At 59.4% G+C, this 20,838-nt stretch carries 20 protein-coding genes; 6 read left to right on the top strand and 14 right to left on the bottom strand.

Annotation, left to right across the window (positions count from 1 at the left end; all coding sequences use genetic code 11):
- The first annotated feature begins 17 nt into the window (after positions 1-17).
- Positions 18-1,418, top strand: a complete 1,401-nt coding sequence (locus tag NQL71_RS02285; RefSeq protein WP_274642205.1) for an aminoacyl-tRNA deacylase and HDOD domain-containing protein — start codon at positions 18-20, stop codon at positions 1,416-1,418.
- A 51-nt stretch (positions 1,419-1,469) separates the two neighbouring features.
- Here the strand turns inward: NQL71_RS02285 and NQL71_RS02290 are convergent, their stop codons facing one another.
- The 6 genes from NQL71_RS02290 to NQL71_RS02315 form a co-directional block, all read right to left on the bottom strand.
- A complete protein-coding gene (locus tag NQL71_RS02290; protein ID WP_274642206.1) occupies positions 1,470-2,729 on the bottom strand; it encodes an NHL repeat-containing protein in 1,260 nt (419 codons plus the stop codon).
- A gap of 107 nt (positions 2,730-2,836) precedes the next feature.
- Positions 2,837-3,211 (bottom strand): helicase, encoded by a 375-nt coding sequence (locus NQL71_RS02295; protein ID WP_274642207.1) that lies wholly within the window; start codon positions 3,209-3,211, stop codon positions 2,837-2,839.
- Positions 3,212-3,358: 147 nt separating this feature from the next.
- Positions 3,359-3,733: a DUF6124 family protein gene (locus NQL71_RS02300; RefSeq protein WP_046818562.1), complete on the bottom strand. Its 375-nt coding sequence runs from the start codon at positions 3,731-3,733 to the stop codon at positions 3,359-3,361.
- 323 nt (positions 3,734-4,056) lie between these two features.
- Entirely contained in the window at positions 4,057-4,332 is a 276-nt protein-coding gene (locus NQL71_RS02305; protein WP_003213368.1) for an HU family DNA-binding protein, read from the bottom strand.
- A 194-nt stretch (positions 4,333-4,526) separates the two neighbouring features.
- On the bottom strand, positions 4,527-5,675 hold the full coding sequence (locus tag NQL71_RS02310; protein WP_046818563.1) for an NAD(P)/FAD-dependent oxidoreductase: 1,149 nt from the start codon (positions 5,673-5,675) through the stop codon (positions 4,527-4,529).
- Positions 5,676-5,695: 20 nt separating this feature from the next.
- Positions 5,696-5,863: a rubredoxin gene (locus NQL71_RS02315; RefSeq protein WP_003437744.1), complete on the bottom strand. Its 168-nt coding sequence runs from the start codon at positions 5,861-5,863 to the stop codon at positions 5,696-5,698.
- 199 nt (positions 5,864-6,062) lie between these two features.
- Here NQL71_RS02315 and NQL71_RS02320 point away from each other — a divergent pair, with 199 nt between their 5' ends.
- Both NQL71_RS02320 and ubiA read left to right on the top strand, forming a co-directional pair.
- Positions 6,063-6,614 carry a chorismate--pyruvate lyase family protein gene (locus tag NQL71_RS02320; RefSeq protein WP_274642208.1) on the top strand — a complete coding sequence of 184 codons (552 nt, stop codon included), beginning with the start codon at positions 6,063-6,065 and terminating at the stop codon, positions 6,612-6,614.
- A complete protein-coding gene (ubiA, locus tag NQL71_RS02325) occupies positions 6,614-7,504 on the top strand; it encodes a 4-hydroxybenzoate octaprenyltransferase (RefSeq protein ID WP_046818565.1) in 891 nt (296 codons plus the stop codon). Before NQL71_RS02320 ends, ubiA begins: the two co-directional genes overlap by 1 nt.
- Positions 7,505-7,565: 61 nt before the next feature.
- On the opposite strand, the gene NQL71_RS02330 is transcribed toward ubiA, so the two are convergent.
- The gene (locus NQL71_RS02330; RefSeq protein WP_046818566.1) at positions 7,566-7,952 is read right to left on the bottom strand and encodes a COG4315 family predicted lipoprotein; all 387 of its coding nucleotides are present in this window, start codon (positions 7,950-7,952) and stop codon (positions 7,566-7,568) included.
- 152 nt (positions 7,953-8,104) lie between these two features.
- Here NQL71_RS02330 and phoB point away from each other — a divergent pair, with 152 nt between their 5' ends.
- The 3 genes from phoB to NQL71_RS02345 all read left to right on the top strand — a co-directional run bounded on the left by phoB (position 8,105) and on the right by NQL71_RS02345 (position 11,626).
- Positions 8,105-8,794, top strand: coding sequence for a phosphate regulon transcriptional regulator PhoB (gene phoB / locus NQL71_RS02335; RefSeq protein WP_034149326.1), 690 nt, complete (start codon positions 8,105-8,107; stop codon positions 8,792-8,794).
- Between the two features lie 81 nt (positions 8,795-8,875).
- Complete coding sequence (gene phoR / locus NQL71_RS02340; RefSeq protein ID WP_178134196.1) at positions 8,876-10,162, top strand: phosphate regulon sensor histidine kinase PhoR; 1,287 nt, start codon at positions 8,876-8,878, stop codon at positions 10,160-10,162.
- Between the two features lie 123 nt (positions 10,163-10,285).
- Positions 10,286-11,626, top strand: a complete 1,341-nt coding sequence (locus tag NQL71_RS02345) for a hemolysin family protein (protein WP_274642209.1) — start codon at positions 10,286-10,288, stop codon at positions 11,624-11,626.
- A gap of 114 nt (positions 11,627-11,740) precedes the next feature.
- On the opposite strand, the gene NQL71_RS02350 is transcribed toward NQL71_RS02345, so the two are convergent.
- The 7 genes from NQL71_RS02350 to NQL71_RS02380 form a co-directional block, all read right to left on the bottom strand.
- Positions 11,741-12,637 carry a peptidoglycan DD-metalloendopeptidase family protein gene (locus NQL71_RS02350; protein WP_046818569.1) on the bottom strand — a complete coding sequence of 299 codons (897 nt, stop codon included), beginning with the start codon at positions 12,635-12,637 and terminating at the stop codon, positions 11,741-11,743.
- 172 nt (positions 12,638-12,809) lie between these two features.
- Positions 12,810-13,706 carry a response regulator gene (locus tag NQL71_RS02355; RefSeq protein WP_274642210.1) on the bottom strand — a complete coding sequence of 299 codons (897 nt, stop codon included), beginning with the start codon at positions 13,704-13,706 and terminating at the stop codon, positions 12,810-12,812.
- A gap of 80 nt (positions 13,707-13,786) precedes the next feature.
- Positions 13,787-14,548 carry a phosphate signaling complex protein PhoU gene (gene phoU / locus NQL71_RS02360; protein WP_008064514.1) on the bottom strand — a complete coding sequence of 254 codons (762 nt, stop codon included), beginning with the start codon at positions 14,546-14,548 and terminating at the stop codon, positions 13,787-13,789.
- A 71-nt stretch (positions 14,549-14,619) separates the two neighbouring features.
- Positions 14,620-15,453 carry a phosphate ABC transporter ATP-binding protein PstB gene (gene pstB / locus NQL71_RS02365; protein ID WP_008064516.1) on the bottom strand — a complete coding sequence of 278 codons (834 nt, stop codon included), beginning with the start codon at positions 15,451-15,453 and terminating at the stop codon, positions 14,620-14,622.
- A 173-nt stretch (positions 15,454-15,626) separates the two neighbouring features.
- Positions 15,627-17,297: a phosphate ABC transporter permease PstA gene (gene pstA / locus NQL71_RS02370; protein ID WP_046818571.1), complete on the bottom strand. Its 1,671-nt coding sequence runs from the start codon at positions 17,295-17,297 to the stop codon at positions 15,627-15,629.
- A 15-nt stretch (positions 17,298-17,312) separates the two neighbouring features.
- Positions 17,313-19,346 (bottom strand): ABC transporter permease subunit, encoded by a 2,034-nt coding sequence (locus NQL71_RS02375; protein ID WP_178134194.1) that lies wholly within the window; start codon positions 19,344-19,346, stop codon positions 17,313-17,315.
- 411 nt (positions 19,347-19,757) lie between these two features.
- A complete protein-coding gene (locus NQL71_RS02380) occupies positions 19,758-20,759 on the bottom strand; it encodes a phosphate ABC transporter substrate-binding protein PstS (protein ID WP_046818573.1) in 1,002 nt (333 codons plus the stop codon).
- Between the last annotated feature and the right edge of the window lie 79 nt (positions 20,760-20,838).

Here is a 20,838-nt window from a genome sequence, read left to right on the forward strand (position 1 = left end):
TGAAACGGATACAGACCATGACCGAAGTTGCACTCGCACCCGCCACTCCGCACGCTCCATCGGTCATTCGTCTGTTGCTGGATAAAATGGGCATCGCTTTCGAAGAAGTGCTCGACCATCACGGCCTCAATGCCGCGCGCAAAGTCCAGGCCGTGCTGCTCGATGACAGTGTCGGCTCGCTGATGGTGCTGTACCCGCAGAGCCAATTGCTGGACCTCAATCGCCTGACCGAACTCACCGGCCGGCGCCTCACGGCCGTGTCGACCGAGCGTCTGGAGAAAATGCTCGGCAAACACAACCTGAGCCTGATGCCGGGCTTGCCATCGCTGACCAGCTCGCCGTGCCTGTATGAAGAAAGCCTGTTGCGCGAGCCCATGCTGCTGGTCAACTCAGGTGAGCCGGGCGTACTGCTGGAGATCACCAGTGAAGCCTTCCGGTCCATGCTGAGCAAGGCCAGCGCCGCCAACTTCGGCGTGAACCTGAGCAGCATCCGCCCCAACCTCGATCGCCCCGACGATGACCGTGAGGAAATTTCCCAGGCCGTCCAGGCGTTTACCGCACGACGTATCCAGCAACGACTGGAAGCGACCATCGAGATTCCGCCGCTGGCCGAAACGGCACAGAAGATCATCAAGCTGCGTGTCGATCCCGACGCCACCATCGACGACATTACCGGCGTGGTCGAAACCGACCCGGCGCTGGCCGCACAAGTGGTGAGTTGGGCTGCATCGCCCTACTACGCCTCACCGGGCAAGATTCGCTCGGTAGAAGACGCGATCGTCCGGGTATTGGGTTTCGACCTGGTGATCAACCTGGCGCTGGGCCTGGCCCTGGGCAAAACCTTGAGCCTGCCCAAGGACCAGCCGCAACACAGCACACCTTACTGGCAGCAATCGATCTACACGGCCGCGGTCATCGAAGGCCTGACCCGCGCCATGCCTCGCGCCCAGCGCCCGGAAGCGGGCCTGACTTACCTCGCGGGCCTGCTGCACAACTTCGGCTACCTGTTGCTGGCCCACGTATTCCCACCGCACTTCTCGCTGATCTGCCGGCACCTGGAGGTCAACCCGCACCTGTGCCACAGCTTTGTGGAGCAACACCTGCTCGGCATCAGCCGTGAACAGATCGGCTCATGGCTGATGCGCTACTGGGACATGCCGGAAGAACTGACCACCGCGCTGCGCTTCCAGCACGACCCAGGCTACGACGGCACCTTCGCCGAGTACCCGAACCTGGTGTGCCTGGCCGTGCGCCTGCTGCGCAGCCGCGGCATCGGCTCCGGACCGGACGAAGGCATCCCCGACGCCCTGCTCGAACGCCTCGGCCTCAGCCGTGCCAAGGCCGAGGACGTCGTTAGCAAAGTGCTTGAGGCTGAAGTGCTTCTGCGTGAACTGGCCTCACAATTCAGTCAGGGATAAAAAAACCGCTCTCACATCAGGGTAATGTGGAGCGGCTTTTGTGGTCCGGTATCACCCCAAGTAACGTACTGCACTATTGCCTCTACCAAGAACAACTATTTTGTTATCGACCGTCAACTCGCTGCTGCGAACACCTACCTGTCCAAGTGCGCGGAAGACAACCCACCCTTCGTCTCCAAAAGTCAGATCGAGAGAGCCGGTAAGGTCATAACGAGCAGCGACCAAGTAACCAGCATCGCCAGGTCCGGTGACGATGATCTTTTTATCTTGCTGCAGGACACAACTAGAAAATAACAAATCTGACAATAAATCGGCGTACAACGGCTCCCCTTTGTTGAAAATCAGATTAAAGCTACCGCTAGCATTTAGAACGGTTATCAACCCTTGATTTGCACCGTCTTTTTTAGCTTCGCCAGACGCTATAATCAGCCCATCGTCTCTTACCGCCAAAGAAGTAACAATAGACTTTCGGTCATCAGCTTTACTGCGAATCAGCACTGTTCCACGGTCGCCGAATGAGGTATCAGCACTTCCACTTTGGTTATAGCGAATAACAAAGGCATCACCCAGGAAGCCACCAACGGGGAAAGTCGTCGCACCGACTAATACGCCGTCCCCATGGACTGCCAAAGACCCGAGGCGAATGCTAAAACCATCGTCTTGTGCCCTAAGCACGGTGTAACCGCCATTGAAGGTCTCATCCAGCGAACCGTCTTCATCAAGGCGAAAAACTATTCCCTTGAAACCTTCATCATCGGTGGTAATACCCGCGCTCAAATAGATTTTTGCGTGTAGCTCGGAAAAAGCCAACCATTCCTCGGAAAAAAAGTTACCCTCCGCACTGTTTTCCCTTTCACTGCCATTAAAAAACCTGACGCCACTTTCAATACTGGCGCCAGCAACATCTGCAATATTAATCGTGGCGATGCCGTTATCACCAAAAGAATTATCAAAACTTCCGTCTTCTAGCAACCGAATGATATATTTCTTGGTACTGACCGCACCCGTCTGGTAGGCTGCGATCAGGTATTTCCCACTGTTTAATGCAACAATTCGTCTGGGAAACATACCAAGTCCGCGAATAGGCAGCTCAACCACACCGCGCTCCCCGAACGACTCATCAAACTCTCCCGCCTCATTAAACCTTGCCACCGTAAATTTCTTTTGGTGGTTCGATCCTGTTACAACGATCAATTTCTTATCCGGCAGAGCGGCCATCCCGCGTGTCATGTCCGGCAGTTCTCCCAGGCCACCGTTACCAAAGGAAAGATCAAGATTGCCCGCGGTTGCCGCGCCTGATACCTGAATCATGATTTTGCTCCATCAAGTTGTCTGAGAGATCCACCATGGATCTCAAGCTTGAGTAGAACACCACGCACACAATTCGCCACCTGACAGAAATAACAGTCAGAGTGTCGTTAACGGACCTTTTTCGGCTTCAAATACTTGGTCAACCCCTGAAACCAGATCACTAGCGCCGGGTTGCCCTTGATCTGAATCGACTTGTCCTGGATCCCCGTCATGAACGCCAGCTGCTTGTTCTTGGCCTGCATCGTGGCAAAGCCGTAGGCGGCGTCCTTGAAGGCAATCGCAAACGCCGGTTCGGCGTGCACACCCGCCTTGCTGGTAATGCGCTGATCTTTAACCTGGTAGTGCCGCGCGACTTTCCCGTCCAGGGTCTGCAGCTGAAACACCAACGCCTTGTCACCTAACTGCTGCTGGAACGCAGGATTGGAGCGACTGGCCCTGCCCATCATTACACCCAGCATCCACAGCAGAAAACGAAATTTCATGCGCACAGCCTCAAGAGATAAATGAACGGCCGGCGCAGTGTAGCGATTAAAAGCCAGAATGCCACCTTTGAGTTACGTTAGGAGAAGATGCCCTGTTTTTTGACGCCGATGACTACCAAGTCACTGTCGAAACATCTTCTCCAGGCGTCACGCCGGATGCGAAGGGGCGACATTATCCAACACCCGATTCACCGCCAACTCACCGAGCATGATCACCTGCTGCAACGCCAGCATCGTGCTGCGATGCGCCCCTTCCAGCATCGCGGCGATTTCACTGGCCATCACATTCGCCGACGCCAACGACTCACAGGCGTGGGCCAATAGCGTCTCATTGTCGATGTCAGGCGCCACGACAAAGATCGTGTTGGGCGTATGCACCCCGCTCATTACCAGAGGATTGGGTTTCAGATAATGGTCCAGGGCGCGATTGGCGGCATGATGCAACTTTCTAGAAGTCGCCGAGATGTACGGCGTAGTGCTTTCGGCTATTGAACCGGAGGGCAATTCGTTGATCTTGGGCATGGTGAATCTCCGAGGAATATTGGGAGTGACCACGCTAACCTTCGCGCTTCCGAAGGCCAACCTTAAAAAAGCGTCGGATGCTTCCTCGATTTTGTAAGGGAATTAATCATTTTTCAGTTGTGTTTAACGAATCCAAACTCGCCGTTTGGATGCACACGCCCTATAACCTCGCGGATAGTTTGGCACCTTCAATTCGATGTTGCCGACACACCGCTTTCACTGGCACGCCAGCTCCTGCAAGGGTCGGCGTCGTGACAAAAAAATGGGCACCCAACCCGGTTGGCGTGCCCATTTTTCAGCAACCCCACAAAGGGGAATGCGAATTACGGATTAACGCTATCTTTCAGCGACTTACCCGGCTTGAACGCAACTGTGTTGCTGGCCTTGATTTTAACCGGCTCACCGGTTTGCGGGTTTTTGCCGGTGCGGGCACCGCGGTGGCGTTGCAGGAAGGTGCCGAAACCGACCAGCGTCACGCTGTCTTTGCGGTGCAGGGCGCCGGTGATTTCTTCGAGAACGGCGTTGAGGACGCGGTTGGCCTGCTCTTTGGTGAGATCTGCTTTTTCAGCAATGGCTGCGGCGAGTTCTGGTTTACGCATATTAGTGAAGCCCCTTTGACGGTTTTTTGTTGTTATGTCCGTGCTGCTCTCTGTGGAGCAGCGCCCAAAGCGCCGCAGGTGCTCTACTCTGCGGCAGACGGGAGTGAGGATGGCACGCAGAGAGGAGCCGCGCCAGTGTCGGCGCGGCCAATGTATGGGCAAAAGGGGGGTGATTCCGACAGAACGACCGGTATTTACGCCAGCAGTGCCGGAAGCTCTTTATTGAGGGCCAGTTTCTCCATCACGGCCGCGCCTGTCAGGGCATAACCGAGCAGTTTGCCGTTGGTATCGCGGCATAAAACCTTGATATCTGCGCCCTGTCCTTCGACCGTCCAGACGCCCTCCGAGCCCCGTGGTGGCGGTGATACGACCAATGGGCAGACCGGAGTTTTCACCGTAATAGGCATAGGGCCGTAGGTGACTGCCGTCGGGTTGCCAGCGAGAGTCTGGGCCAGCGCTCTCGCACAGCTCATCAGGGGCATGACGTACAACAGATTCAGCCCATCGACCTCGGCGCAGTCACCCAGCGCGAAGATGTTGGCGTGGGAGGTTTTCAGGTGGCGGTCGACCATCACACCACGATTGACCTGCAAGCCTGCAGCCGCCGCCAGGTCGATACGCGGACGCAGGCCAATGGCCGAGACCACCACGTCGCACGGGATGACCTGACCGTCGGAAAGATGGGCTTCCAGGCCGTCAGAAACCCGCTGCAGACGATTGAGCACCGGACCGAGATGGAAGCGTGCACCCAGGCTTTCAAGACCGGCCTGGACCGCTGCGGCCGCGGCCGGGTGCAACAGGGTCGGCATGACCTGTTCGCACGGCGCGACCAGTTGCACCTCGTAGCCACCCAGGGTCAGGTCGTTGGCGAATTCGCAGCCGATCAGGCCGGCGCCCAGCAACAACACCCGATGCTTGCCGGCCGCTGCCGCGCGAAAACGCGCGTAATCTTCCAGGTCGTTGATCGGGAACACACAATCCGCCGCGTCACCTTCGATGGGCACGCGCACGGTTTCGGCGCCCCAGGCCAACACCAGGTCACGGTAGATCACCGCTTCCTCGCCGATCCACAGGCGCTTGTGGCCGGGGTCTATGCCACTGATGCGGGTATGCGTACGCACTTCGGCCTTCAATTGCTCGGCCATCGCACCCGGTTCGGCCATGCTCAGGCCATCGGCATCCTTGTTTTTGCCAAAACCGGTGGAGAGCATCGGCTTGGAGTAAGAGCGCCCGTCATCGGCGGTAATCAGCAGCAGCGGGGTTTCGCCATCAAGTTTGCGAAACTCGCGAGCCAGGTTGTAGCCAGCCAGCCCGGTGCCGACAATCACGACAGGTGCGTTCATTCCTTACTCCTCTAAGTGTCTTAGTTGATTTCGATCATTTCGAAATCCATTTTGCCTACACCGCAATCCGGGCACAGCCAGTCTTCCGGCACGTCCTGCCACAGGGTGCCCGGCGCGATGCCGTCATCGGGCCAACCGTCGGCTTCGTTATAGATCAGGCCGCAGACGATACATTGCCACTTTTTCATACAGGTACTTCCTCAAATTCAGGCTTTTACTGGCGCGAACAGTCGATGGATAAAACACTGCTGTCCTGCTCAGGGCGTTTTGTACTGATGGGGCCAGTCAGATGCAAGCGTGATCGGCGCAACGGGCGCCCGGATCACTCAAACTTATTAGCTGACATGGTAAGCTCGCCGCCTCATTTGCTGCCAATAATGACTCACTGTGCCGCACTCAAAATCTCCTTTCTGGGTGACCAGAAGCCAACTCGCGCCCCTCCCCACCGCCTCGACCCTCGATTGGTTATTCGATGAAGGCTCGCTGACAAGACGCCTCATTCACCTGTCGAATGATGCATTCAGCGTCACGCCGCTATTCGAAGGCTGGCAGCCCTTGCGCGCTGACGAATGTGCAGCCCTGGACCTGGTTGAAGGCAGTGAGGGTTGGGTGCGCGAGGTGTATCTGCGCGGTCATGGCCAGGCCTGGGTGTTTGCCCGAAGCGTCGCGGCACGCAGTGCGCTGCAGGGCGACGGCTTGCACATGGACGCGCTGGGCAGCCGTTCGCTGGGCGAATTGCTGTTTTGCGATCATGCCTTTCAGCGCCGGGCCATCGAGGTTTGTCACTATCCTCAGGCATGGCTGCCGACGGAAGTGCGAACACCTGGGTTGTGGGGCCGTCGCTCGCGCTTCGACCGTGGCGCCTTGAGTGTGCTGGTGGCCGAGATCTTCCTGCCGACCCTGTGGAGCGTCGCCGGCGCCCATCCGGAGAATTGCTGATGTACCAGAGCCTGCTCAAGTCCTTGAACCGCGTGAATCCCCGAGCCTGGGATTTCATTCAGTTGACGCGCATGGACAAGCCGATCGGCATCTACCTGCTGCTGTGGCCGACGTTGTGGGCCCTGTGGATTGCCGGCAAGGGCTCGCCGTCCCTGGCCAATATCGTGATTTTCGTCCTTGGCGTGGTGCTGACCCGCGCGGGCGGCTGCGTGATCAATGATTGGGCGGACCGCAAGGTCGACGGCCATGTAAAACGCACCGAACAGCGGCCGCTGGTGAGCGGCAAGATCAGTTCCAGGGAAGCCCTGGTGTTCTTTGCGCTGTTGATGGGCGTGAGTTTCCTGTTGGTGCTGTGCACCAATGCCACCACTATATGGTTGTCCCTCGGCGGCCTGGCGCTGGCCTTCAGCTACCCGTTCATGAAGCGCTACACCTATTACCCACAGGTGGTGCTGGGCGCGGCGTTTTCCTGGGGCATGCCGATGGCGTTCACCGCCGAAACCGGTGAACTGCCGGCGGCAGCGTGGCTGCTGTACATCGCCAACCTGATGTGGACGGTGGGTTACGACACCTACTACGCGATGACCGACCGCGACGATGACTTGAAGATCGGCGTGAAGTCCACGGCGATCCTGTTTGGCGAGGCCGACCGCGTGATTATCCTGATCTTGCAGGGTCTGGCGTTGGGTTGCCTGTTGCTGGCCGGGTCGAAATTCGAGCTGGGGGGCTGGTTCCACCTGGGGCTTGCGGTGGCGGCGGGCTGTTTTGCCTGGGAGTTCTGGTACACCCGGAGCAAGGACCGCATGCGCTGTTTCAAAGCGTTCTTGCACAACCACTGGGCCGGGTTGGCAATTTTTGTCGGGATTGTGCTGGATTACGGGCTGCGTTGAGGATTTAAAAGATCGCAGCGTTCGGCAGCTCCAAGGGGCTGCGATCTTTTTTGGATTACGGTTACTTTTGCGACTCGTGCACGACGTGCCAGACGTCTTTCATTTTGTCGCCCTTCGCTTCTCCAGGCTTTTCGTCCTTCACAAAGGTGTACAGCGGTTTGCCGTCGTAAGCCCACTGCATCGTGCCGTCATCTCGCTTGATCGGGGTAAATTTTCCTTCGGCCTTGGCTCCGGCCGGAGCCATCATGGGTGGCCAATTCTTGGCACAATCATCATTACACATCGACTTGCCGCCCGAGTCCTTGTCGAACGTGTAAACGGTCATGCCTTTATGGTCGACCATCATGCCGCCCTTCATCATCGCCGGGTCGGCGGCGAAGGCCATGGTCGGCAGCGTTAGCGCAGCGGTGACCAGCAAAGCCTTCCAGGATTGAGCAATGTGTTTCATGGAAACCTTCCGTTTGTGGTAGTCAGGATTCGGACTTAGAGCTTAGTCCAGGTTCATGACAATCGCCGGGCGACTAAAATACTGTCACACGACTGCAATAATTCCGTTATCTAATGCGGCGCAAGACAGTTAAATGACAAGAGGATTAAGGCATGGTTGGCAGGAGCATTCTGATCGTCGACGACGAAGCGCCCATTCGCGAAATGATCGCCGTTGCGTTGGAAATGGCCGGCTATGACTGCCTGGAGGCGGAGAACTCCCAGCAGGCCCACGCCATTATCGTCGACCGCAAGCCGGACCTGATCCTGCTCGACTGGATGCTGCCCGGCACGTCCGGCATCGAGCTGGCTCGCCGCCTCAAGCGCGACGAGCTGACCGGGGACATCCCGATCATCATGCTCACCGCCAAGGGCGAAGAGGACAACAAGATCCAGGGCCTGGAAGTCGGCGCCGATGACTACATCACCAAACCCTTTTCCCCACGCGAGCTGGTCGCGCGCCTCAAGGCCGTGCTGCGCCGCGCCGGCCCTACCGATGGCGAAGCGCCAATCGAAGTGGGCGGCCTGCTGCTGGACCCGATCGGCCACCGCGTGACCATCGACGGCAAACCGGCGGAGATGGGACCGACCGAATACCGTCTGCTGCAGTTCTTCATGACCCACCAGGAACGCGCCTACACCCGTGGCCAGTTGCTGGACCAGGTCTGGGGCGGCAACGTGTATGTCGAGGAGCGCACCGTCGACGTGCATATCCGGCGCCTGCGCAAAGCCCTCGGCGATGCCTACGAAAACCTGGTACAAACCGTGCGCGGCACCGGCTATCGCTTTTCTACCAAAGCCTGATCCGGACGTTCACCGCCCGACAAGCTGACAAGGACGCGCTTTAACGTGAACCAAAACTGGCATGGCACCCTGATTCGCCACATGCTGCTGCTGGTCACCGCCTGCCTGGTGATCGGCCTGATCACCGGCTACTACGGCTGGAGCCTCGCCGCGGGACTTGGCGTTTACCTGGCCTGGACCCTCAGGCAACTGCTGCGCCTGCACGAATGGCTGCGCCTGCACAAACCCGATGAAGCGCCACCCGATGGCTACGGCCTGTGGGGCGAGGTGTTCGACAGCATCTATCACCTGCAACGTCGCGACCAGCGCGTTCGTGGACGCCTGCAAGCGGTCATCGACCGGGTCCAGGAGTCCACCGCCGCCTTGAAGGACGCGGTGGTCATGCTCGACAGCGACGGCAACCTGGAATGGTGGAACCGCGCCGCCGAGACCCTGCTGGGCCTCAAGACCCCGCAGGACAGCGGCCAGCCGGTGACGAACCTGGTGCGCCATCCGCGTTTCAAGGAATACTTCGAGCAGGACAGCTACGCCGAGCCGCTGGAAATCCCTTCGCCGACCAACGACCGGATGCGGATCCAGCTGTACATCACCCGCTACGGCAACAATGAGCACCTGATGCTGGTGCGTGACGTGACGCGCATCCATCAGTTGGAGCAGATGCGCAAAGACTTCATCGCCAACGTCTCCCACGAGCTGCGTACGCCGCTGACGGTGATCTGTGGCTATCTGGAAACCCTGCTCGATAACGTCGAGGAAGTGAACCCGCGATGGACCCGTGCCCTGCAGCAAATGCAGCAGCAAGGCGGGCGCATGCAGACCTTGCTCAACGACCTGCTGTTGCTGGCCAAACTGGAAGCCACCGATTACCCGTCGGACAACCAACCGGTGGCCATCGACGGCTTGCTGCAATCGATCAAGGGAGATGCTCAGCAGCTATCCGGCCAGAAAAACCAGAAAATCACTCTGGAGGCCGACCCGACGATTCTGCTCAAGGGCAGCGAAGCGGAGCTGCGCAGCGCGTTTTCCAACCTGGTGTTCAACGCGGTGAAATACACCCAGGCCGAAGGCAACATCCGCATTCGCTGGTGGGGCGATGAGCAAGGCGCGCACCTGAGCGTGCAGGATTCCGGGATCGGCATCGACAGCAAACACCTGCCGCGCCTGACCGAACGTTTCTACCGCGTCGACTCCAGCCGCAATTCCAACACTGGCGGCACCGGGCTGGGCCTGGCGATCGTCAAACACGTGCTGTTGCGCCACCGCGCGCGGATGGAAATCAGCAGCGTGCCCGGTCACGGCAGCACCTTTACCTGCCATTTCGCCCCTGCCCAGGTCAGCAAATCGAGAGTAATCAGCACCGCCGATTGATACCGGCCAGCACGCGCCACTAGGCAATCGAACAGTCAGCCGCTACATTGGCTGACTTGCGCCTGCACTTCAGGCGCACTTTTTTCTTTCCTTTCGATTACACGGAACCCGCAAAACTCCATCATGGACCCTTCCCCTGGCTTGACCCTCGCAACAATATTCGCCGACTTCGGCATGATTCTTTTTGCTCTGATCCTGGTGTTGCTCAACGGCTTTTTCGTTGCGGCGGAGTTCGCCATGGTCAAGTTACGCTCGACCCGGGTCGAAGCCATCGCTGAACAACATGGCTGGCGCGGGCACATCCTGCGCACCGTGCACAGTCAGCTCGATGCTTACCTGTCGGCGTGCCAATTGGGTATCACCCTCGCCTCCCTCGGCTTGGGCTGGGTCGGTGAGCCGGCGTTCGCGCATATTCTCGAACCGGTGCTCGAGACGGTCGGCGTACAGTCGGCGGAAGTGGTCAAGGCCGTGTCGTTCTTCACCGCGTTCTTCATCATTTCGTACCTGCACATCGTGGTCGGCGAGCTTGCCCCGAAATCCTGGGCCATCCGCAAACCCGAATTGCTGTCGCTGTGGACCGCCGTGCCGCTTTACCTGTTCTACTGGGCCATGTACCCGGCCATTTACCTGCTCAACGCCAGCGCCAACCAGATCCTGCGCATCGCAGGGCAAGGCGAACCCGGCCCGCATCACGAGCACCATTACAGCCGCGAAGAACTGAAACTGATCCTGCACTCCAGCCGTGGCCAGGACCCGAGCGACCAAGGCATGCGCGTGCTGGCCTCGGCCGTGGAGATGGGCGAACTGGAAGTGGTCGACTGGGCCAATTCCCGTGAAGACCTGGTGACCCTGGAATTCAATGCGCCGCTCAAGGAAATCCTGGCGATGTTCCGTCGCCACAAGTTCAGCCGATACCCGGTGTATGACAGCGAGCGCCAGGAGTTCGTCGGCCTGCTGCACATCAAGGACCTGCTGCTTGAATTGGCGGCCCTGGACCATATTCCCGAGTCGTTCAACCTGGCCGAACTGACCCGCCCACTGGAGCGCGTGTCACGGCACATGCCGTTGTCGCAGTTGCTGGAGCAGTTCCGCAAGGGCGGCTCGCACTTCGCCGTGGTCGAGGAAGCCGATGGCAACATCATCGGTTACCTGACCATGGAAGACGTGCTGGAAGTGTTGGTCGGCGACATCCAGGATGAACACCGCAAGGCCGAACGCGGCATCCTTGCCTATCAGCCAGGCAAACTGCTGGTACGGGGCGATACGCCGCTGTTCAAGGTCGAGCGGCTGCTGGGCATCGACCTCGATCACGTAGAAGCGGAAACCCTCGCAGGGTTGGTCTACGAAAGCCTCAAGCGTGTACCTGAAGAGGAAGAAGTGCTGGAAGTCGAAGGCCTGCGCATCATCATCAAGAAGATGAAAGGGCCGAAAATTGTGCTGGCCAAGGTGTTGATGCTCGATTGATGGGCTGATCCAGAGCCGAGTCGATCCCTTCGCGAGCAGGCTCGCTCCCACATTGGAATGCATTTCAACTGTGGGAGCGGGCTTGCTCGCGAAGACGTCAGGTCAGTCAACGCATTATTGCTTGCCCAACGCAAAGTTGGGCAGCGCCCCCATCGGCTGCTTGAACTGGTACGGGATCGACACCAGCCCCATCCCGGTATTGCGCTGCACCACGAAGTGCAGGTGTGGCCCACTGCTGTTGCCGGTATTGCCCGACAGCGCCAGTGGGCTGCCCACTGTCACCCGCTGCCCTTCTCGAACGCTGACCGAACCTTTTTGCAGGTGCAGGTAAACGCCCATCGTCCCGTCATCGTGCAGCACCCGGACGAAATTGCCCGACGGATCGGTACCGCGACCGGTCTGCCCGTTTTCGGTCTTCACCACCATCCCGCCCCGCGCGGCAACGATCGGCGTGCCTTCCGGCATGGCGATGTCGATGGCGTAGCGATTCCTCGGGCCGAAGTGGCTGTATTGGCCTTCGGCGCCCTGGCTCACGCGAAACGGCCCGCCACGCCAGGGGTATGGGTATCGGTAGGCCACGGCAGCGCCTGCGGGGTCGCCCAGGGAATATTCGAACTTGGGAAGATACGCGAGCGGTTGTCCGGCCCTGATCGCCGTGAGCTGCGCCAGGCGAATGCTGCTGCGTAACGGCATCACCCGACGAATGGGTCGACTCGGCGCACCGCTGACGTTCTTCAACCCGGTAAAACTCAGTTCGATTTCCACTGGTGCATACAAATCATTGCGCACATAGACGCTGTCCACGCCGTCCTTTTTCATGATCACGAGGTACACCTGGCGCTCGAGGTTCTCGACCATGCGGTCGCGGAACGTGAACACGCTGGCGCCTTTGGTGGGGCGGTCGCTGTAGGAGACCACACCATTGGCGTCGGTGGACTTGTAGATGGTCACGGCCATGGCCGACGTCGAGGCGATGAACAGACCACAGAAAAACAGCAGGCGCGCGATCATGGGCGGGATTCTGTCGAGTCAGGTTTGGGTTTGAGCCTAGCAGGCGCAATGGACCTGTGAAGTCGGCAGATGTTCAGATGGATGTACGGTGATTTCGGGCTCTTCGCGAGCAGGCTCGCTCCCACAGGTCGGCGTTAATCCTGTAGGAGCGAGCTTGCTCGCGAAGGCGGTCTTAAGCGCCTGGAATAAAGTGCTTCTGCGCGGTACCACGGGCAATCAATCGCGAGATGTAGTCGAGCTTCTGCGCATCCTGATCGACGAAGCGGAAGGTCAGCTGCAGCCAGTCGCTGTCAGGCTTGGGCTCGTGGGCCACCACGGCGTGCAGGTAACCGTTCAGACGGGCCACTTCGGCACTGTCGCCCTGCTCCAGGTCCAGTACGGCGCTGTCGAGGATCTGCGGCAGGCTGTCGGTGCGCTTGACCACCAGCAGCGCTTCCTTGAGGCTCAGCGCCTTGATCACGCACGGCTGGATGCCATTGGGCAGCCGCAGCTGACCCTGGCCACGCCCGCCGCCGCCAGCAGCAACCACTGGAGCCTTGACCGGGGGGCTGTTGAGCAAGCCTGGGGACGCCGCCGCAGGCGCCGGAGCACTCACGGCAGGCTTGCCGCCGGTCAATGCGTTCAGGGTGTCGTTACCGAACGCCGAGACCGTCTTGGTCGCCGCCACGCTGGTCAAGCTGTCGAGCTTGCCGACCTTGTGCAGCGCCTGCTTGACCTTGGTGATCAGTTGCTCGTTGGTGAAGGGTTTGCTGACGTAGCCGGAAACGCCGGCCTGGATCGCCTGGACGACGTTTTCCTTGTCGCCGCGACTGGTCACCATCACGAATGGCATGCCCTTGAGGTTGTCTTGCTCGCGGCACCAGGTCAGCAGTTCCAGGCCCGACATCTCCGGCATTTCCCAATCGCACAGCACCAGGTCGAATGCCTCCCTGGCCAGCAGCGACTGAGCCTTACGGCCGTTGACCGCGTCTTCGATGCGCATGCCCGGAAAATAGTTGCGCAGGCATTTCTTCACCAGGTCACGAATGAACGCAGCATCGTCCACGACCAACACACTGACCTTACTCATCCACAACCCCTTTAAAAAATCCCGGTGACCCCCAAACGAAAACGCCCGGCCAATAGGCCGGGCGCTTTAGTTGGGCAATCTTACTTATCGTCAGATTTGCCCGGAACATTAGCGGTTTCGCCGCTGGTCCCTTCAACTTCTTCCTTCATGCGCTTGAGGCCCAGGTGACGGACGTCAGTGCCGCGCACCAGGTAGATCACCAGCTCCGAGATATTGCGCGCGTGGTCGCCAATACGCTCCAGCGAACGCAGGACCCAGATGATGCTCAAGACCCGCGAGATAGAGCGCGGGTCTTCCATCATGTAGGTCGCCAGCTCACGCAGGGCGGTCTTGTACTCGCGGTCGATGATCTTGTCGTACTGCGCCACCGACAACGCCAGGTCGGCGTCGAAACGGGCAAAGGCATCCAGCGCATCACGGACCATGTTGCGCACCTGGTCGCCGATGTGGCGCACTTCGACATAACCGCGCGGCGCTTCGCCTTCTTCGCACAGCTGGATGGCGCGACGGGCGATCTTGGTCGCTTCGTCACCGATGCGCTCCAGGTCGATCACCGACTTGGAAATACTGATGATCAAACGCAAGTCGGACGCCGCCGGCTGCCGACGGGCCAGGATGCGCAGGCATTCTTCGTCGATGTTGCGTTCCATCTGGTTGATCTGGTCGTCGATCTCGCGCACCTGCTGGGCCAAGCCGGAGTCGGCTTCGATCAGCGCGGTGACCGCGTCGTTGACCTGTTTTTCGACCAGCCCGCCCATAGCCAGGAGGTGGCTGCGAACTTCCTCCAGCTCAGCGTTGAACTGCGCGGAGATGTGATGGGTAAGGCCTTCTTTACTAATCATGTTGGCGTCCTTGGAGCGTCCGGTAAGGTGCGGTGGACCGCAGCGTCAGTTCAGTGAGCAACAACCGCGTCCTAGCCGTAGCGACCAGTGATGTAGTCTTCGGTCTGCTTCTTCGCCGGATTGGTGAACAGGGTATCGGTGTCGCCGAATTCCACCAGTTTGCCCATGTACATGAACGCCGTGTAGTCGGAAACCCGAGCGGCCTGTTGCATGTTGTGGGTCACGATGACAATGGTGAACTTCGATTTCAGTTCGTAGATCAGCTCTTCGACTTTCAGCGTCGAGATCGGATCGAGTGCCGAGCAGGGTTCGTCGAGCAGCAGCACTTCCGGTTCCACGGCGATGGTGCGGGCGATCACCAGACGTTGTTGCTGACCACCGGACAGGCCCAGTGCCGACTCGTGCAGACGGTCCTTGACCTCATCCCACAGTGCCGCGCCTTTCAATGCCCACTCAACGGCTTCGTCCAATACGCGCTTCTTGTTGATGCCCTGGATGCGCAGGCCGTAGACCACGTTTTCGTAGATGGTTTTCGGGAACGGGTTCGGCTTCTGGAACACCATGCCGACGCGACGACGCAATTCGGCCACGTCTTCACCCTTGCGGTAGATGTTGTTGCCGTAGAGGTTGATCGCGCCTTCTACACGGCAACCGTCGACCAGGTCGTTCATGCGGTTGAAAGTACGTAGCAGCGTGGACTTGCCGCAACCGGACGGGCCGATGAAGGCGGTCACGCGTTGTTTCGGAATGTTCATGCTGACGTCGTACAGCGCTTGTTTGTCGCCGTAGAACAGGCTCAAGCCCGGCACTTCGATGGCCACGGTTTCCTGTTCGAGGCTCAGACTCTGTTTGTCGCGACCCAGGGCCGACATGTTGATGCCGTGGGTATGTGCTTCGTGCTGCATGGGAGGCTCCCTGTGCTAACAAATTCGGTTCGGTTGCCGCTGGCCGGGCCTGCGGGTTACTCAAATTCTGTGTCTGATGCTGATCCTCTGTAGGAGCTGGCTTGCCAGCGAAGGCGTACTCACTGACGCCAAAAGCATCGCTGGCAAGCCAGCTCCTACAGGGTCTGCGGTGATTAGCTATCCAGCGCCTTGTACTTCTCGCGCAGGTGGTTACGGATGTACACCGCCGACAGGTTCAACGTGGCGATCACCAGCACCAGCAGCAGCGCCGTGGCGTATACCAGCGGCCGCGCAGCTTCGACGTTCGGGCTCTGGAAGCCGACGTCATAGATGTGGAAGCCCAGGTGCATGATCTTCTGGTCCAGGTGCAGGTACGGATAGTTACCATCCACCGGCAGCGATGGCGCCAGCTTCACCACACCCACCAGCATCAGCGGCGCCACTTCACCGGCGGCACGGGCCACGGCGAGGATCATGCCGGTCATCATGGCCGGGCTGGCCATTGGCAGTACGATCTTCCACAAGGTTTCCGCCTTGGTTGCGCCGAGGGCCAACGAGCCTTCACGCACCGTGCGAGGAATCCGCGCCAGGCCTTCTTCGGTAGCCACGATCACCACCGGCACAGCCAACAGTGCCAGGGTCAGCGAAGCCCAGAGCAGGCCAGGGGTACCGAAGGTCGGTGCCGGCAAGGCTTCCGGGAAGAACAGGCGGTCGAGCGAGCCACCCAGCACATAGACGAAGAAGCCCAGGCCGAACACGCCATAGACGATGGCCGGAACGCCCGCCAGGTTGTTCACCGCGATGCGGATCACCCGGGTCAGGGTGTTCTGCTTGGCGTATTCACGCAGGTACACCGCCGCCAGCACGCCGAACGGGGTCACGATCATCGCCATGATCAGGGTCATCATCACGGTGCCGAAGATCGCCGGGAAAATCCCGCCTTCGGTGTTCGCTTCACGTGGGTCGTCGCTCAGGAATTCCCAGACCTTGCTGAAGTAGAAACCGATCTTGGTGAAGGTACCCATGGCGTTCGGCTGGTAGGCGTGAACCACTTTACCCAGGCCAATTTCGATTTCCTTGCCGTTGGCATCGCGGGCAGTGAGGCTGTCGCGGTTGAACTGCGCGTGCAGATCGCCCAGGCGCGCTTCAACGTCCTGGTAACGGGCGTTGAGCTCGGCGCGCTCGGATTCCATGTCCGCTTGCGCGGCCGCGTCGAGCTTGCCGTCCAGTTCCAGTTTGCGACCGTGCAGGCGAATGCGTTCGAGACCGGCGTTGATCGCGCCGATGTCGACCTTCTCCAGGGTCTTGAGCTGAGCAGCCAGCTGATTCACGCGGTCGATTCGTGCCTGCAGCTCCGGCCATGCAGCCTCGCCTTCGGCGATGACCTTGCCGTCCTGTTTGACGTTGACCAGATAGCCATAGAAATTGCCCCACTCGCGACGCTCGATCGCCATCAGCTCTGGCGGCGTCTTCTGGTTAGTCAGCCACTCGCCGACGATCCAGGTGAAATCGTTGCCGTTCAGGTCACGGTTGCCGACCTTGATCAGCTCGCGAGTCATGAATTCCGGGCCTTCGTCAGGCACCGGCAGGCCGGCACTCTTCAGACGCGCACGCGGCACTTCTTCCTTCTGAACCACTTCGCCGATGACCAGGTGATTGGCCTGGCCCGGCACGTCGTAACTGGCGTGGATCAGGTCCGCCGGCCAGAAGTGACCCAGGCCGCGCACGGCAATCACTGCCAGCAGGCCAATGGTCATGATGACCGCGATGGACACCGCGCCACCGCTGATCCAGACGCCCGGGGCGCCGCTCTTGAACCATCCTTTCAGGGAGTTCTGTTTCACAGACTTCTACCTTTCTTAAAGCGACGAGTATTTCTTGCGCAGACGCTGACGAATCAGTTCTGCGAGGGTGTTCATGACGAAGGTGAACAGCAACAGCACCAGCGCCGAGAGGAACAGCACGCGGTAGTGGCTGCCGCCGACTTCCGACTCCGGCATTTCCACCGCGACGTTGGCGGCCAGGGTACGCAGGCCTTCGAACAGGTTCATTTCCATGACCGGGGTGTTGCCGGTGGCCATCAACACGATCATGGTTTCACCGACCGCACGGCCCATACCGATCATCAGCGCCGAGAAGATGCCCGGGCTGGCGGTGAGGATGACCACGCGAGTCATGGTCTGCCACGGCGTGGCACCGAGGGCCAGGGAGCCCAGAGTCAGGCCGCGAGGCACGCTGAAAACGGCATCTTCGGCGATGGAGTAAATGTTCGGAATCACCGCGAAGCCCATGGCCAGGCCGACCACCAGTGCGTTGCGCTGGTCGTAGGTGATGCCCAGGTCGTGGGAGATCCACATGCGCATGTCGCCGCCGAAGAACCAGTTCTCCATGAACGGGCTCATGTACAGCGACAGCCAGCCCACAAACAGGATCACCGGGATCAGCAGCGCACTTTCCCAGCCGTCCGGGACTCTCAGGCGGATCGACTCAGGCAGGCGGCTGAAGGTGAAACCGGCGACCAGGATGCCGATCGGCAGCAACATCAACAGGCTGAAAATCCCCGGCAAGTGCCCTTCCACATACGGCGCGAGGAACAGACCGGCGAAGAAACCGAGAATTACCGTCGGCATCGCTTCCATCAGTTCGATCACCGGCTTGACCTTGCGGCGCATGCCCGGGGCCATGAAGTACGCGGTGTAGATCGCCGCCGCGACGGCCAGTGGAGCGGCCAGCAGCATGGCGTAGAACGCGGCTTTCAAGGTACCGAAGGTCAGCGGCGACAGGCTCAGCTTCGGTTCGAAATCGGTGTTGGCGGCGGTCGATTGCCAGACGTATTTAGGCTCGTCGTAGTTTTCGTACCAGACCTTGCTCCACAGCGCGCTCCACGACACTTCCGGGTGCGGGTTGTCCAGCAGCAACGGTTGCAGCTTGCCGCCGGCTTCGACGATCACGCGGTTAGCCCGTGGCGACAGACCGAAAAGCCCTTGGCCTTCGACCACCTGGTCGACCAGCAAGGTACGGTGCGCGGTGCTGTGAAACACGCCAAGCTTGCCGGAGGCGTCGAGAGCAAGGAAGCCCTTGCGGCGCTCTTCAGCAGTGATTTCAACGATAGGCGTGGTGCCCATCTGGAAGGTACGGATCTGCTTCAGGCGTTGCTCGCCATCCGGGTCGCGGGCCATGAACCACTGGGCCAGGCCACCTTTGGAGTCGCCGAGAATCAGCGAGATGCCACCCACCAGTTGCGTACTGGCGGTGATTTGCGCTTCGCCATCTTCCAGCAGTTTGTAGCGACCATTGAGACTCTTGTCGCGCAAGCTGAATACGTCGGCCTGGGCACGACCGTTGATCACGTACAGCCATTGCTGACGCGGGTCGACGAAGATGTTCTTCACCGGCTCGGTCATCTGCGGCAGCTCGATGCGCATCTGCTCGTTGGTGATTTCACCGGTCATCATGTTTTCTTCGCTGGTCAGCGACAAAACATTGAGTTGCGAACCGGTGGCACCGACCAGCATCAGGGTCGAATCGTTGGCGTTGAGGCTGACGTGCTCCAGGGCACCACCGGCTTCATTCAACGCGATTGGCGTTTCGCCGTACGGGTACTCGATGGCCGGCGTAATGGTTTTCTTGCCGTCCGGGTAGCTGACTTTATAGGTGTGACGGAATACCAGTGCCTGGCCGTTGGAGAAACCCACCGCCACCAGCGGTTGACCTGGCTGGTCGTCACCAATCGACGTCACAGTGGCACCCGCCGGGACCGGCAGATCGACGCGCTTGAGTTCAGCGCCACTGTCGATATCGAAGAACAGTGCCTGGCCCTTGTCGGAAACCCGCATGGCGACCTGGTTCTGCTCTTCCAGGGAAATCATCAGCGGCTTGCCGGCGTCTTGCATCCACGCCGGCGTGATGGCGTCCGTGGACGTCAGGCTGGCACCCTGGAACAGGGGCGCAACGACGTAGGCGAGGAAGAAAAAGATCAGGGTGATCGCACCGAGAACGGCAAGGCCGCCCACCAGGACGTACCAGCGGGTCAGGCGATCCTTGAGCGCGCGGATGCGGCGCTTGCGTTGCAGCTCAGGCGTATTGAAATCAATTCGCTTGGGGGGATTTGTAGTCATTGTGGAATTGGCCAGATCATTCATTCGCACACCCTAGCGATCCTGTATGACAGAAAGATGACAGTGCAGTGACGCAACAAATCCGCCACCCGGTGAAACCGGCAGCGGAGCGAGAATTTGGGGTTTGTGCAGGAGCGAGCTTGCTCGTTCCTGCACAGGTCCGGGGCGTGCCCCGGACCTAGGGTTTTACTTTTTTGCGACTTCGGTACCGCCTTCCTGCAGACCCAGGTCAGCCAGTGCTTTTGCTGCAACCTTGGCTGGCAGCGGGATGTAGCCGTCTTTCACCACGACTTCCTGGCCCTGCTTGGACAGAACCAGCTTCACGAACTCGGCTTCCAGCGGGGCCAGAGGCTTGTTCGGGGCCTTGTTGACGTATACGTACAGGAAGCGCGACAGCGGGTACTTGCCGTTCAGGGCGTTTTCTTCGGTGTCTTCGATGAACTCGCCGCCTTCTTTCTTGGACAGGGCAACGGTTTTCACGCTGGCAGTCTTGTAGCCGATACCCGAGTAACCGATACCGTTCAGCGAGGAGCTGATCGACTGCACGACCGAAGCCGAACCTGGCTGTTCGTTGACGTTTGGCTTGAAGTCGCCTTTGCACAGGGCTTCTTCCTTGAAGTAGCCGTAAGTGCCGGATACCGAGTTACGACCAAACAGTTGAAGCGGCTTGTTGGCCAGGTCACCGGTCACGCCCAGATCACCCCAGGTTTTGACGTCGGTCTTGGCGCCGCACAGGCGAGTCGAGGAGAAAATCGCGTCGACTTGAGCCATGGTCAGGCCCTTGATCGGGTTGTCCTTGTGTACGAATACAGCCAAGGCGTCCACGGCAACCGGGATAGCGGTTGGCTTGTAGCCATACTTGGTTTCGAAGGCTTGCAGCTCGTTATCCTTCATCTTGCGGCTCATCGGGCCCAGGTTAGCGGTGCCTTCGGTCAGCGCAGGTGGCGCGGTAGACGAACCGGCGGCCTGAATCTGGATGTTTACGTTCGGGTATTCTTTTTTGTAGTTCTCAGCCCAGAGGGTCATGAGGTTGGCCAGGGTATCGGAACCGACGCTGGACAGGTTGCCCGACACACCAGTGGTCTTGGTGTAGCTCGGGATAGCAGGGTCAACAGCGGCAACCGCGTTGGCAGTCGCAACGCCAGCAGCGACAAAAGTCATTGCCGCCATCAAACGCTTCAGTTTCATGCCTTACTCCTAGCAGATAGGGTGTGTTATTCGGGGCCAAGTATCAGCAGGCCGTGTGAACACTCTATGGCTGAAATAT

It is taken from the genome of Pseudomonas serbica (assembly GCF_028823535.1).
Taxonomy (GTDB): domain Bacteria; phylum Pseudomonadota; class Gammaproteobacteria; order Pseudomonadales; family Pseudomonadaceae; genus Aquipseudomonas; species Aquipseudomonas serbica.

Bases quoted from the DNA above. Each gene is read 5' to 3' on its own strand.
- ubiA (WP_046818565.1), top strand. From the start codon at position 6,614: ATGTACCAGAGCCTGCTCAAGTCCTTGAACCGCGTGAATCCCCGAGCC.
- NQL71_RS02350 (WP_046818569.1), bottom strand. From the start codon at position 12,637: ATGATCGCGCGCCTGCTGTTTTTCTGTGGTCTGTTCATCGCCTCGACG.
- NQL71_RS02375 (WP_178134194.1), bottom strand. From the start codon at position 19,346: ATGCAAGACGCCGGCAAGCCGCTGATGATTTCCCTGGAAGAGCAGAAC.
- phoU (WP_008064514.1), bottom strand. From the start codon at position 14,548: ATGATTAGTAAAGAAGGCCTTACCCATCACATCTCCGCGCAGTTCAAC.
- NQL71_RS02380 (WP_046818573.1), bottom strand. From the start codon at position 20,759: ATGAAACTGAAGCGTTTGATGGCGGCAATGACTTTTGTCGCTGCTGGC.
- phoR (WP_178134196.1), top strand. From the start codon at position 8,876: ATGCTGCTGCTGGTCACCGCCTGCCTGGTGATCGGCCTGATCACCGGC.
- NQL71_RS02285 (WP_274642205.1), top strand. From the start codon at position 18: ATGACCGAAGTTGCACTCGCACCCGCCACTCCGCACGCTCCATCGGTC.
- NQL71_RS02315 (WP_003437744.1), bottom strand. From the start codon at position 5,863: ATGAAAAAGTGGCAATGTATCGTCTGCGGCCTGATCTATAACGAAGCC.
- NQL71_RS02310 (WP_046818563.1), bottom strand. From the start codon at position 5,675: ATGAACGCACCTGTCGTGATTGTCGGCACCGGGCTGGCTGGCTACAAC.
- NQL71_RS02345 (WP_274642209.1), top strand. From the start codon at position 10,286: ATGGACCCTTCCCCTGGCTTGACCCTCGCAACAATATTCGCCGACTTC.
- pstB (WP_008064516.1), bottom strand. From the start codon at position 15,453: ATGCAGCACGAAGCACATACCCACGGCATCAACATGTCGGCCCTGGGT.
- NQL71_RS02300 (WP_046818562.1), bottom strand. From the start codon at position 3,733: ATGCCCAAGATCAACGAATTGCCCTCCGGTTCAATAGCCGAAAGCACT.
- NQL71_RS02355 (WP_274642210.1), bottom strand. From the start codon at position 13,706: ATGAGTAAGGTCAGTGTGTTGGTCGTGGACGATGCTGCGTTCATTCGT.
- NQL71_RS02290 (WP_274642206.1), bottom strand. From the start codon at position 2,729: ATGATTCAGGTATCAGGCGCGGCAACCGCGGGCAATCTTGATCTTTCC.
- NQL71_RS02295 (WP_274642207.1), bottom strand. From the start codon at position 3,211: ATGAAATTTCGTTTTCTGCTGTGGATGCTGGGTGTAATGATGGGCAGG.
- phoB (WP_034149326.1), top strand. From the start codon at position 8,105: ATGGTTGGCAGGAGCATTCTGATCGTCGACGACGAAGCGCCCATTCGC.
- NQL71_RS02330 (WP_046818566.1), bottom strand. From the start codon at position 7,952: ATGAAACACATTGCTCAATCCTGGAAGGCTTTGCTGGTCACCGCTGCG.
- NQL71_RS02305 (WP_003213368.1), bottom strand. From the start codon at position 4,332: ATGCGTAAACCAGAACTCGCCGCAGCCATTGCTGAAAAAGCAGATCTC.